The organism is Ornithinimicrobium tianjinense, assembly GCF_014636495.1.
Classification (GTDB): domain Bacteria; phylum Actinomycetota; class Actinomycetes; order Actinomycetales; family Dermatophilaceae; genus Ornithinicoccus; species Ornithinicoccus tianjinensis.
In genome coordinates this window covers 37,745-50,428 of the sequence record NZ_BMEM01000006.1, presented here as the reverse complement: position 1 = coordinate 50,428, position 12,684 = coordinate 37,745, and the positions used below count along the sequence as shown (strand labels likewise).

The window sequence follows — 12,684 nt, the reverse complement described above, 5'->3', positions numbered from 1 at the left end:
GGCGCGCCATACCCTGCCGCGCAACGCTCCCGGATGGGAAGATTCAGGGACGAACCCAGACGAGGGAGGCCGCCGCCCGTGATGACCGACATCGCCTTCTTCCTCGCGGCGACGTTCGCCGCCGGGCTGGTGATGTCGCTCGTGCGCCTGCCGGCCCTGCTGGGCTTCCTGGCGGCCGGGTTCCTCCTCAACGGCCTGGGCGTGGAGGAGCTGCCCTACCTCGACTTCGTGGCCGAGCTGGGGGTGGCGCTGCTGCTGTTCGGGATCGGGCTCAAGCTCGACGTCCGCAGCCTGCTGGCGCGGGAGGTCTGGATCACCACCGGCGGGCACCTGGCGCTCTCGGTGGCCGTCGGCACCGGGTTCCTGTGGGTGCTGGGTCTGCTGGGCTTCCCGCTGCTCCAGGGGCTGGACGTGCGCACCCTGGCGATGGTCGCGTTCGCGCTGGCCTTCTCCTCGACCGTGTTCGTCATCAAGGTCCTCGAGGAGCAGTCCGAGCTGCAGTCCTTCTACGGTCGCGTCGCGATCGCCATCCTGGTCATGCAGGACCTCGCCGCCGTGATCTTCATGACCGTCGTCGGGGGCGAGCTGCCCAGCCCGTGGGCCATCCTGCTCGCCGTGGGTCTCGCCCCGCTCGGCTGGGTGGCGCGCAGGCTCTGGGACCACGTCCCGCACGGGGACATGCAGGCGCTGTTCGGCCTGGCGATGGCGCTGGGCCCGGGGTATGCCGCGTTCGAGGCCGTCGGGCTCAAGGGCGACCTCGGCGCCCTGATGATGGGGATGATCCTGGCGGGCGACAAGGCCGCCACCCAGCTCTCCCACCACCTGTTCCTGCTCAAGGACCTCCTGCTCGTCGGGTTCTTCATCTCCATCGGCTTCGGCGGGCGGGTCGAGGGGGCCGCCGTGTCGGTCGGACTGGTCCTGCTCCTCCTGCTGCCGGTGCAGGTGCTGACCTACATCTGGCTGCTCGACAGCCACAAGCTGCGCCGGCGCACGTCGGTCAAGGCCGGTCTCGTGCTGGGCAACTACTCCGAGTTCGGGCTCATCGTCGTCTCGGTGGCGGTGACGCAGGGCCTGCTGGACGAGATCTGGCTGGTCGTGATGTCGGTCTCCGTCGCCTCGAGCTTCGTGGTGGCGTCGGTCGTCAACACCTACTCCGACCAGCTCCTGGGTCTGGCGCGCCGCATCATGCCGATGCACCCGCCGACGGACGTGCATCCGCACGAGAAGCCGATCTCCTTCGGCAACGCCCGGGCGGTCGTGATGGGCATGGGCCGGATCGGCCGGTCCGCCTACACCGAGCTCGCCGCGACCTACGGCCTCGACGTGCTCGGCGTGGAGAACCTGCCCTCCCGGGTGCAGGAGCTGACCGAGGCCGGCCTGAGCATCGTCGAGGCCGACGCGGCGGACGGAGACTTCTGGTCGCGGCTCGAGTCGACGCGCCAGGTGGAGATCGTCGTCCTCGCGATGCCCTTCCACGGCGCCAGCCGCCTCGCCCTCGCGGAGCTCTCGAAGATCGGCTACACCGGCGTGGTCGCGGCCGTCGCGCAGTACGACGACGACGCCGCGGAGTACCACGAGCTCGGGGCCGACGTGGTCGTCCACCTCTACGAGGGCGCCGGGGCCAGCATCGCCGAGCAGGCGGCCGAGGCGCTCGCCGACCGGTCCTGAGCCCGATCGCCGTCCTCGCCCTGGCTGTGCTACTGCCGCGGACCGCCGGCCACGATCACCGGGCAGGGCGCCTGGCGCATCAGGCGGTGGCTGACCGAGCCGAGCAGGCGGCCCTGGACGCCGCCCAGGCCGCGGCTGCCGACGACGATCATGTCCCAGTCCGCCGCCGCCTCGAGCACCGCCTGGACGGTGGAGCCGCGACGCACCTCCAGGGTGACCTCGACCTCGGGGTGGTGCTCGCGCGCGGGCTGCATGACCTCGTCGAGCATCGCCTCGCGCTCGGCCACGAGCGCCTTCCACTCCGGGCTCTCCGGCTCGGTCACGACATACCCGTCGACGACCTCGAGGTACCAGGTGTTCACCGCGACGACCGACGTGCCGACCGCGGCGGCGTAGGCGACCGCGAGCCGCGCGGCGACGCGGCTGTCGGGGCTGCCGTCGATCGCCACCCCGATGCGGTTGTGGATCAGGCCGCCGACCTCGACCTCGGGGTTGACGATCACCACCGGGCAGCGGGCGTGCGCGGCCACCCCGAGGGACGTGGTCCCCAGGACCCACTCACGCAGCGCCCCCTTGCGCCCCGTGCCCACGACGATCAGGACCGCCTCGTCGTCGTGCTCGAGCAGGGCGCGGACCGGTGACCCACGGTGCAGCTCCAGTGTGGCCACGATGCCGAGCTCCCGCCCGAGGTCCTCGACCTCGACGGCCATCGCGTCGGTGCGCTCCTTCTCCGCCTCGAGCAGCGCGGTGATGCCGGTCGCGCCCGCTCCCACCGCCTGCGCGGCGAGCGCCTCGGGCTCGCTGGCGTGGACCACGATCAAGGGGCGGCCCGTGCGCTGCGCGTGCCTCGCGGCCCAGCGCACCGCTGAGCCGTCGGTCCGGCCTCCGTCGGCACCCACCACCACGGGGCGCCTGCTCTGCGTGCCGTCGGTCACACCCATCTCCACCTCTCAGCGCGACACCCCGCGCACCCCCGTCGGTGGCGGGAACCGTCTCTCGCATCCTAGCGGGGGTCGAGTAGCCTCGTCCCCGGTACCCGTCCGCCGACAGCCCAGGAGAACGCCAGGATGTCCACCATCATCTACACCCGTACCGACGAGGCACCGCTCCTGGCGACGTACTCGCTCAAGCCGGTCCTCGAGGCCTTCGCCGGCACCGCCGGCATCGACGTGCAGACCCGCGACATCTCGCTGGCGGGGCGCATCCTGGCCCAGTTCCCGGAGCGGCTCACGGAGGAGCAGCGCGTCGGCGACGCGCTCGCCGAGCTGGGCGAGCTCGCGACCACGCCCGAGGCCAACATCATCAAGCTGCCGAACATCTCGGCGTCCGTGCCGCAGCTGCGCGCCGCCGTCGCCGAGCTCCAGGCCCAGGGTTACGCGATCCCCGACTACCCGGAGGACCCCCAGACCGACGAGGAGCGCGACGTCCGCGCCCGTTACGACAAGGTCAAGGGCTCGGCGGTCAACCCCGTGCTGCGCGAGGGCAACTCCGACCGGCGCGCCCCCGAGGCGGTCAAGAACTACGCCCGGTCCAAGCCGCACTCGATGGGCGCCTGGTCCGGCGACTCCCGCACGCGCGTCGCCACCATGGGTGAGCACGACTTCGCCACCAACGAGCAGTCCGTGGTGCTGCCGGCCGCGGACACGCTCACGATCCAGCACGTCGCCGGCGACGGCACGACCACGGTCCTCAAGGACGGCCTGAAGGTCGAGGAGGGCGAGGTCGTCGACGCCACGTTCATGGACGTCGCGGCGCTGCGGGCCTTCCTCACCGAGCAGTACGACGCGGCCGCGGCGGACGACGTCCTGCTCAGCCTGCACCTCAAGGCGACGATGATGAAGGTCTCCGACCCGATCATCTTCGGGCACGCCGTCGAGACCTTCTTCGCCGACGTCTTCGCGCAGTATGGCGAGCAGCTCGCCGCGGCCGGGCTCTCCGCGCGCGACGGGCTCGGCGGCATCCTCGCCGGCCTCGACGCGCTCGGCGAGCAGGCTGAGGAGGTCCGTGGCGCGATCCAGGCCCGCCTCGCCGAGCTGCCGCGCCTGTCGATGGTCAACTCCGACAAGGGCATCACCAACCTGCACGTGCCCAGCGACGTCATCGTCGACGCCTCGATGCCGGCGATGATCCGCAACGGCGGCAAGCTGTGGGGCCCCCAGGGTGAGGAGGCCGACACCCTCGCGGTGATCCCTGACTCCTCGTACGCCGGGATCTACCAGGTGGTCATCGACGACTGCAAGGCCCACGGTGCCTACGACCCGACCACGATGGGCTCGGTCCCCAACGTGGGCCTCATGGCCAAGAAGGCCGAGGAGTACGGCTCGCACGACAAGACCTTCGAGATCGCGACCGACGGCGCGGTCCAGGTCGTGGACTCCTCGGGGACGGTCCTGATGGAGCACAAGGTGCACGCCGGCGACATCTGGCGCGCCTGCCAGACCAAGGACGAGCCGGTCCGCGACTGGGTCAAGCTGGCCGTCAACCGCGCCCGCGCCACGGGTGACCCGGCGATCTTCTGGCTCGACGAGGCCCGCGCCCACGACGCCAACCTCATCACCAAGGTGAAGACCTACCTGGCTGACCACGACACCGACGGGCTCGACCTGCGCATCATGTCGCCGGTCGAGGCCACGAAGGTCTCGGTCGAGCGCATCCGCGAGGGCAGGAACACCATCTCGGTGACCGGCAACGTCCTGCGCGACTACAACACCGACCTCTTCCCGATCCTCGAGCTGGGCACGAGCGCCAAGATGCTCTCGGTCGTCCCGCTGATGAACGGCGGCGGCCTGTTCGAGACCGGTGCCGGCGGCTCGGCCCCCAAGCACGTCCAGCAGCTGCAGGAGGAGAACTACCTGCGCTGGGACAGCCTGGGCGAGTTCATGGCGATCGCCGAGTCGCTGCGCCACCTGGCGGACCGCGAGGGCAACGCGCGAGCCGCCGTCCTGGGTGACGCGCTGGACAAGGCCACCGAGCGGGTGCTCACCGAGGACCGCTCGCCCGCCCGCCGCCTGGGCCAGATCGACAACCGTGGCAGCCATTTCTACCTCGCCCTCTACTGGGCGCAGGCCCTGGCCGAGCAGACCGCGGACGCCGAGCTGGCCGCCGCCTTCGCGCCCGTGGCCCAGGAGCTGACCGAGAAGGAGCAGCAGATCGCCCAGGAGCTGCTCGACGCCCAGGGCTCGCCCGTAGACCTCGGTGGCTACTACCACCCCGACGAGGACAAGGCGGCCGCCGCGATGCGTCCCTCCGCGACGTTCAACGCGGTGATCGACGCCCTGCGCGCCTGACGGCATACCTCCGCGACGACCGCCTCCGATCCCTCCAGGGGTCGGGGGCGGTCTAGCTGTCCGCGGTGCGGGTGCTCGAGGTGGCGTAGCCCCATCCGTCGCTCTTGGCGTGCATGACCCGCGCCCTGGCTCCCACGGGGAGGTCGGGCACGGTCAGCCGCGCGTTGCCGTACGCATCGGTCCGGGCCGTGCGCACGGTCTCCTCAGCGCCGCCGGGCAGCCGGACCATCAGCCTGACGAGGCGATCGCGCACGTCGGGGCCGCTGACGCCCGCCCGCAGCTTGACGACGACCGCACCGCCGTCGTCCCAGCTGCGGGACCAGGTCGAGACCAGCTGGACGGGGGCCACGCCCGTGGTCAGACCCCACACCTGGGTGTCGTAGTCGTCGTACCTGTCGTAGCGGCCGCCCATCCACAGAGCACTCATCGGACCTCCGCTCCCGTACGGCGTGGTGGGCGTACGCAGCCCGGACATCTTCGTGACGACCCTGGCGGTCCAGGTGTCCCCCTCGTCGGGCGTGCGGTACTCCACCAGACCGGGCTTGTCGAGCATCCGGGCCAGCAGCACCCGCGTCGGGTCGCCGGAGTCCAGGCTCATCCCCGCCGGGAGGGTGCCGGACTGACGGGCCAGGGTGCGCAGCTTCCATCCGGTGCCCTGCTCCTTGGGGATCCCCCACTTGAAGGTGAAGGTGGAGCTGGCCGAGGTCGTGACCCCGATCCGGGGGATCCCGTCCGCACCCACCATGATGTCGTAGACGCGGGGTCGCCCGTCGGCAGAGGAACCGTCGTACACTAGCGTGGCCTCCGACACGGTGACCGGTCGGCCGGCCTCCAGCTCGGGCAGAGTCATGATGAGCGACCCGTCGGTCCGCTCCACCCGCTCGCCCCGCAGCACGAAGTGGTAGAGGGAGGTCGAGCCCCGGAACGGGTGGCGATCCGTCGCCAGCACGTGGATGGCATCTGCGTGGATCGCGAACTTCAGGTAGGGATGATGCTGGTCCTGCTCGTGCACGCGCGCCAGCAGCTGGACCGCGGGCGTCCACGTGACCAGGTCGGCGCTGCGGGTCATCACCCACATGTCGTCGCTGCTGCGCCGCGTGAGCGCGATGTAAGGCCGGGGGTGGCCGTCCTGCCGCAGCAGGTGGGCGTAGCTGGCCCCGGTCGACTCCAGGCCGGAGCCCCGGAGCGGGGTGGCCCCCGACATCCTGGTGAGCGAGTCCTTGCTGCTGGTGATCCGGTAGCGCAGCGGATGGCGGCCGTGCCCGCTCCACATCGCCATGATCCGCCCGTCCGGCAGCTCCATGAGCGCCGGGGCGTTGTGGTCGTCGTCGTTCATGCCCGACTGCAGCGTCGTGCGCGTCACCGTCCCGCTGGAGTGCGCGAACCGGGTCAGGGTCACCGAGCCGGAGGTGCTCACGCCACCGACGAGGGTGGACGTCTGGGTCTCCAGCACTCGCGGGTCCATGTACCACGACCACGCGGAGTGGTTGACGAGGCGCACACGACGCGGCGAGCCCCCTGTGGCCGAGGTCGAGCTCTCCAGCTGCGCCAGTGACCTGGCGTGCACCACCTCGCTCCTCGCCCGCTCGAAGGGCTCCTCCCAGCCGGACTGCGACGGCGCCGCCGCTGCCATCGACATGCTCGCCAGAGGCCCCAGGACCCATGCCCCCAACGCGATCAGAAGATTGCGCATGCCCGGAGGCTACCGCCGCCCTGGCGACCCGCGTGAGGCCGGTCGCCGGCCTCACTGGTAGGACTCTCTGGTGACCAGTCGCTCGCAGGACCGCCCCGCGCGGACGCCCCGGCCGGGCGTCGGCGGTGCTCTCGCGGTGGCGGCTGTCGCGCTGATCGCCGTGAACCTGCGTCCCGGCGCCTCCTCCGTCGGCCCGGTCCTGGCGGAGGTCCGGCAGGCCCTGGCCATGCCTGCGGCCGCCACCGGCCTGGTGACCGCCCTCCCCGGGCTGTGCTTCGGGGCCGTGGGCCTCCTGGCGGTCGGCCTGGCCCGACGGCTCGGGATGACGGTCGCGGTCAGCCTCGGGATCCTGGCCGTGGTGGTCGGACTGCTCGGCCGCTCGCTCACCACGTCCACCGTGCTCTTCCTGCTCCTGACCACGCTCGCCCTGGCCGGGATGGCGATCGGCAACGTCCTCGTGCCGGCGTGGATCAAGCGCCACGCCACCGACGGCGGGGTGGCGCTCATGACCCTCTACAGCGCGGGCCTCACGGCCGGCGGCGCGCTGTCGGCCGCCGTGTCGGCCCCCACCGCTTCCGCGCTCGGCTGGCGCGCCGCGCTGGGCGTGTGGGGCCTGATCGCCGTCGCGGCCCTCCTCCCGTGGACGCTCGTCGCACGACGCGAGCACCTCGATCCTGGCGACCACCGGGCCGGTGACACGTCCGGCGGCGGCGGGCTGTGGCACTCCCCCACGGCCGTGTGGCTCATGCTCCTCTTCGGACTCCAGTCGATGAACGCCTACATCCAGTTCGGGTGGCTGCCCCAGGTCTACCGCGACGCCGGCATCTCGCCCACCGCCGCCGGGCTGCTCCTCTCGCTGCTCACCGCCATCGGGATCGCGGGCGGGCTCCTCATGCCGACGGTCATCGCGCGCGCCCGGACGCTCGCGCCCTGGGTGGTCGGCTTCGCCCTCCTGCTGATCCTCGGGTATGCCGGTCTCCTCACCGCCCCGGCCGCCCTCCCGTGGTTGTGGGCCTCCCTTCTCGGGCTCTCCGGGTTCGCCTTCCCCACCGCGATCGCCCTGATCACCGCCCGCTCCCGTGACCCACGGGTGACGGCCCGCCTGTCCGGGTTCGTGCAGCCGATCGGCTACGGGTTCGCAGCGGTCGGGCCGTTCGTGGTCGGGGTCCTTCACGACCTGACCGGCGGGTGGCACGTGGTCCTCGTCCTGCTCATGGCGTCAGGCGTCGCCATGGCGGTCGCCGGGCTGAGGGTCAGCCGTCCGTCGCTCGTGGACGACGAGCTCGCCGGGCGCTGAAGCCCGTCGTGCGTGGGGCGCGCGGGCCCCTGTGGACAAACGGGAGGCGGGTCGGGCCGAGCCTGACAGGCTGGAGCCCACACGTTCCAGGAGGGGAGAGACGGATGGAAGGCGTCGGGGAGACGGGGACCGCGTCGGTGGCTGACGAGGCCGCCGGGCTGGTCCAGAGGATGCTGTCCAGGGCGCGCTCGGGGTGGGGCCGGCCCGCAGCACGCACCGCCATGGACACGGCCCGTGAGCTCGAGACCGTCCACGACCCCGCCCTCCGCGGGGCGGTGACGATGCTGCTGGCCGAGGCGCTGGCGCGGGCGATCACGTCGGCGTGGTCGCGCGGCTGGCAGCCGGCGGACCTCGAGCGCGCCGCCCGGCGTGAGCACAAGGACGCGATCGTCCTGGCGCTGGCCGACGGGATCCGTGCCGAGCTCGCGACCTACGCGAGGGCGACGGTGGAGCCCAGGTGGTGGGAGCAGGTCGACGAGCTGCCCACCCAGCCGTCGGTCCCAGGTCGTCGCCTGGGTCAGGACAACCCGGTCCGGGCCTGGCAGGAGACCAGCGCCGCGACCCTCACGGCCCTCGTGCTGGTCGAGCGGCTGCCCAGGATCACGGTGCTGGGAGCGCTCCCCGGCGAGCACCAGCACGCCCGGCCGGCCAGGGAGGACAGCGAGGTCGACGACCGGCTCCTGTCCAAGGTGCGCCGTCTGCTGGCGCAGGCGGAAGGCACGCCCTACGAGGCCGAGGCGGAGGCGTTCACCGAGGCGGCCCAGAAGCTCATGGCACGGCACCGCATCGACCGGGCGATGCTCGAGAGTCGCGACCCCGAGCGGACGGACCGGCGCCCCGACGCGGTCCGGATCGGGGTGGACCGGCCGTACGAGAGCCCCAAGATGCACCTGCTCCACCAGATCTGCACCGCGAACCGGTGCCGGTCGGTGTGGAGCCAGCCGGCCGGGTTCGCCACGGTGATCGGCTTCGAGAGCGACCGCCGCGCCGTCGAGCTGCTGTACACCTCGCTGCTCGTGCAGGCCACGAGCGCGATGCAGCGGGAGGGTGAGCTGAGCGGCGAGAGGTCCCGCAGCCGGGGCTTCCGGTCCTCCTTCCTCCTCGGTTTCGCCACGCGCATCGGGCAACGCCTCCAGGAGGCCAGCCGCGCCGAGGAGGCCCACGCCGCGCAGGAGATCGCGGGCGGCAGCTCCAGGGGGACGGTCGAGGGCGAGGAGAGCCGCGGCATACCCGCCCCTGGTCTGGAGCTTGTCCTCCAACGGCGTGACGTCGCCGTCAAGGAGCGGACGCGCGAGCTCTTCCCCGTCCTGAAGTCCACGCGCGCCCGGCAGGTCAGCGACTACGGCGGGTTCATGCAGGGGCGCGCCGCGGCGGACCGGGCGGACCTCGGCACGTCGGGCCGGATCGACGGGCGGGCCTCATGAACCTTCATCTCGTCAACGGCCACGGCGTCGGCCGAGCGCCCCGCTCCGGACAACCCTGGGAACAGGACGACTACGAGACACTCGTCGAGCTGTGCCGGCAGGCCCAGGACGCGGAGACGATCGCCGCCGCTCTCGGGCGCACCGCGGCGACGGTCATGGACCGCGCCAGACGGATGCTGCCCGTCGACGAGCGAGGCCTGCCGCGCGACCGCGCGCTGCATCGCCTGGCCGAGCACCTGCGCGACCCCGACTACGACTGGGACGCGGCGATGGTCCGCTCCGCACCGCCCGCGCCCGTGGAGCACCGCGTCTACCGCCGGGAGGGCGTCGAGGGGTTGCGCACCGACGAGCTGCTGGCCGTCGCAGAGCTGCTCGCGCTCCTGCCGCACGGGGGACGGCAGATCCGCACGCAGGTCATGGGCCGGATCGAGCGGGACATCCGTCTCGTCGAGCAGCTCGAGGCGCGCGTGGGACGCCTCCTCGTCGACCGGGCCGTACGTCTGGCGGACGAGCACGCCTGGCTCGACGAGCGGTTCGAGTCCGACCACGGCTACCGCCATGAAGCGCAGCACTGGTACGACCCTCGACCACCCGGCTGGGACGACGACCCGGTCTGCGGCCACGGCTGCGACGACGCCCGGTTCGTCGACCTGATGCCCGAGCACGAGGGGTAGTGAGGACGGCCTGGCCAGACCGCGGAACTCCTTCCCCGGGGGCTCGTTCGCTGGCCTTGACCTCGAATGCGGCGACCCGCCCGTCGTCGTACTCGACGACGAGGTCGACCTCCGCACCGTCGCTCGTGCGCCAGTGCCCCAGCGCGACGGGATCGTCGAGCCATGACGCCTGCTTCCGCAGTTCCCCGACGACGAAGGTCTCCCGTAGGAGGCCGAAGTCGGTGAGCGAGGTTGGGTCAATACCGCTGAGCTTTTCCGGAACCAGTCGGAGCAGTCGGGCAGCCAGCCTGCTGATGCCCAGCTTCTCCGCTGCCGCAGTCACGTTCAGCAACTGCCCCGTCTGCGCAGTGACATACCCCAGGAGGTCTGCCAGCGCCTGACGGTCGCGGATCCTGCTGAGTTCGACCGCGTCGCGCTCGACGGACGCTCGGACGAAGTCGTCGAACCAGCGAGCTCTGGCCGATCCCGATCGACGCAGCGCCAGCGGCATGCCCCCCCACAGACACGGTCGACATACGTCGAATTGACGTCTCCACGGTGGCGGGCGATTGGACGTTGAAGCGGAACTCCACCACGTTCCGGCACGGATGGCCATCTGATTCCGGCGTCAGATTCGCAGGTCGTCCCAGGGGTTGATGAGGGCCACGCCCATCGGTTCGAAGTCCGCGGTGTTCCGCGTGACCACGGTCAGACTGTGCACGACAGCGGTCGCCGCGATGAGTGCGTCCCGCTCGGGCCGAGGATCGGGCACATGGAGCCGCGCTGCGCGTCGAGCCACCGGCACGTCGACCGGGAGGACGCGCCCGCCGAACACTGCGAGCAGGTCGTCCTCAAACCAGGTCTGGAGGCGTTCGGCCTGCACTGCGTCCCGCCGTCCGAGACGGGCGATGCCGAGCTCGACCTCAAGCACAGTGATGGCGGAGAGGTAGAGGTCGGACGGTTTGCGCCCTGACACCCACCGCCGCACCTCGGGGATAGCCTGTCGCTTCGACCGGCGCAACTCACTGATGACGTTCGTGTCGAGGAGGTAGCTCACAGCTCGGGCACCTCGAACTCCATCCCCACCGGCTCGAACTCGATGTCGATGTCGTCGTCCATGCTCAAGCGATCGACAAGGTCCGCGCCGTCCTCACCCAGCCGGCGGTACTCCTCGATCGAGAGCAGCACGAAGGCCGGCTCGCCACGATCGGTGATCACCACCGGTCCGTGCCCGGCCTCACGCTTCGCTGCGCTCACGTCTTGATTGAACTCCCGCGCACTCATCGTCGTCATGCTGACCACCTCCATGTAGGTATGTACCTACATTACGAGTGGTGGCGGTAAAGCACAAGAGCACCCTCGACCACCAGTTGGGTCCGATGCCCTACTGTTCAGATTTACAAAGGGCTCTGGACCCACCTACAACGATGCCGACAAGCATCGGTGGATCACGACCGGGGGCGTCGACTTCTGGGTCAAGGGTCTGGCGGGGAAGTTGGGGGTCTCCCTGCCGCCCGATCTGGCCGAGTCCTGGGATTCACCGGAGGGCCGTGACGCCTAGACGTTAAACCGGAACTCCACCACGTCGCCGTCGGCCATCACGTAGTCCTTGCCCTCGATCCTGACCCGGCCGGCCTCCTTGGCCCTGGCCATCGAGCCCGCCGCGTCGAGGTCGGCGAAGGAGACCACCTCGGCCTTGATGAAGCCGCGCTCGAAGTCGGTGTGGATGACGCCGGCGGCCTGGGGAGCGGTCCAGCCCTTGCGGATCGTCCAGGCCCGCGACTCCTTGGGCCCCGCGGTGAGGTAGGTCTGCAGACCGAGGGTGTCGAAGCCGATGCGGGCCAGCTGGTCCAGGCCGGGCTCCGTCACACCCACGGACTCCAGCAGCTCGCGCGCTTCCTCCTCGTCCAGCTCCGCCAGGTCAGCCTCGAGCTTGGCGTTGAGGTAGACCGCCTCGGCGGGCGCGACGAGGGCGGCGAGCTCGTCGTGCAGCTCGCTGTCGGTCAGCCCGTCCTCGTCGAGGTTGAAGACGTAGATGAAGGGCTTGGTCGTCAGCAGCCCGAGGCTCTTGGCGATCGCCAGGTCGACACCGCCGGCCTCGCCGGCGGCATACAGCGTGTCACCGGCCTCGAGCACCTTCTGCGCGGCGAGCGCGGTGTCGAGGACCTCCTTGTCGGCGCGCTTGCCCTTGACCTCCTTCTCGAGGCGCGGGACCGCATTCTCGAGGGTCTGCAGGTCGGCCAGCACCAGCTCGGTGTTGATGGTCTCGATGTCGTCGCGCGGGCTCACCTTGCCGTCGACGTGCACGACGTCGTCGTCGCGGAAGGCGCGCACGACCTGGCAGATCGCGTCCGCCTCGCGGATGTTGGCGAGGAACTTGTTGCCCAGCCCCTCCCCCTCGCTCGCGCCGCGCACGATGCCGGCGATGTCCACGAAGCTCACGGTCGCGGGCAGGATGCGGGCCGACCCGAAGATCTCGGACAGTCGGTCCAGCCGCGCGTCCTTGAGCGGGACCACCCCGACGTTGGGCTCGATGGTGGCGAACGGGTAGTTCGCCGCGAGCACGGAGTTCTTGGTCAGGGCGTTGAAGAGGGTGGACTTGCCCACGTTGGGCAGGCCGACGATACCGATGGTGAGAGCCACGGGGTCAGCAGTCTAGTCG

The 12,684-nt window shown here is 71.1% G+C and carries 10 protein-coding genes and 1 pseudogene; 5 read left to right on the top strand and 6 right to left on the bottom strand.

Translation table 11 applies throughout. From position 1 onward, the window contains the following. The first annotated feature begins 81 nt into the window (after positions 1-81). Positions 82-1,668: a cation:proton antiporter domain-containing protein gene (locus IEV65_RS14605; RefSeq protein WP_188432036.1), complete on the top strand. Its 1,587-nt coding sequence runs from the start codon at positions 82-84 to the stop codon at positions 1,666-1,668. Positions 1,669-1,697: 29 nt separating this feature from the next. Here the strand turns inward: IEV65_RS14605 and IEV65_RS14600 are convergent, their stop codons facing one another. Further along, positions 1,698-2,603 (bottom strand): universal stress protein, encoded by a 906-nt coding sequence (locus tag IEV65_RS14600; protein ID WP_188432034.1) that lies wholly within the window; start codon positions 2,601-2,603, stop codon positions 1,698-1,700. A 132-nt stretch (positions 2,604-2,735) separates the two neighbouring features. On the opposite strand from IEV65_RS14600, the gene IEV65_RS14595 reads away from it, so the two are divergent. After that, positions 2,736-4,955, top strand: a complete 2,220-nt coding sequence (locus IEV65_RS14595) for an NADP-dependent isocitrate dehydrogenase (RefSeq protein WP_188432032.1) — start codon at positions 2,736-2,738, stop codon at positions 4,953-4,955. Between the two features lie 52 nt (positions 4,956-5,007). Here IEV65_RS14595 and IEV65_RS14590 read toward each other — a convergent pair whose 3' ends face one another. Further along, positions 5,008-6,648 carry a BNR-4 repeat-containing protein gene (locus IEV65_RS14590; protein ID WP_188432030.1) on the bottom strand — a complete coding sequence of 547 codons (1,641 nt, stop codon included), beginning with the start codon at positions 6,646-6,648 and terminating at the stop codon, positions 5,008-5,010. A gap of 70 nt (positions 6,649-6,718) precedes the next feature. On the opposite strand from IEV65_RS14590, the gene IEV65_RS14585 reads away from it, so the two are divergent. The 3 genes from IEV65_RS14585 (at position 6,719) to IEV65_RS14575 (ending at position 10,043) form a co-directional block, all read left to right on the top strand. After that, on the top strand, positions 6,719-7,945 hold the full coding sequence (locus IEV65_RS14585; protein ID WP_188432028.1) for an MFS transporter: 1,227 nt from the start codon (positions 6,719-6,721) through the stop codon (positions 7,943-7,945). A gap of 104 nt (positions 7,946-8,049) precedes the next feature. Beyond that, positions 8,050-9,369, top strand: a complete 1,320-nt coding sequence (locus IEV65_RS14580; protein WP_188432026.1) for a DUF2786 domain-containing protein — start codon at positions 8,050-8,052, stop codon at positions 9,367-9,369. Further along, entirely contained in the window at positions 9,366-10,043 is a 678-nt protein-coding gene (locus IEV65_RS14575; RefSeq protein WP_188432153.1) for a hypothetical protein, read from the top strand. Before IEV65_RS14580 ends, IEV65_RS14575 begins: the two co-directional genes overlap by 4 nt. A gap of 103 nt (positions 10,044-10,146) precedes the next feature. Here IEV65_RS14575 and IEV65_RS14570 read toward each other — a convergent pair. The 4 genes and pseudogenes from IEV65_RS14570 to ychF all read right to left on the bottom strand — a co-directional run. Further along, a pseudogene (locus IEV65_RS14570) lies at positions 10,147-10,533 on the bottom strand (DUF8612 domain-containing protein); the annotation flags it as partial. A gap of 117 nt (positions 10,534-10,650) precedes the next feature. Further along, the gene (locus tag IEV65_RS14565) at positions 10,651-11,079 is read right to left on the bottom strand and encodes a type II toxin-antitoxin system VapC family toxin (RefSeq protein WP_188432024.1); all 429 of its coding nucleotides are present in this window, start codon (positions 11,077-11,079) and stop codon (positions 10,651-10,653) included. Next, positions 11,076-11,306, bottom strand: coding sequence for a type II toxin-antitoxin system Phd/YefM family antitoxin (locus IEV65_RS14560; RefSeq protein ID WP_268235355.1), 231 nt, complete (start codon positions 11,304-11,306; stop codon positions 11,076-11,078). The genes IEV65_RS14565 and IEV65_RS14560 overlap by 4 nt, the downstream gene beginning before the upstream one ends. 273 nt (positions 11,307-11,579) lie before the next feature. Next, positions 11,580-12,665: a redox-regulated ATPase YchF gene (ychF, locus tag IEV65_RS14555; protein ID WP_188432022.1), complete on the bottom strand. Its 1,086-nt coding sequence runs from the start codon at positions 12,663-12,665 to the stop codon at positions 11,580-11,582. Between the last annotated feature and the right edge of the window lie 19 nt (positions 12,666-12,684).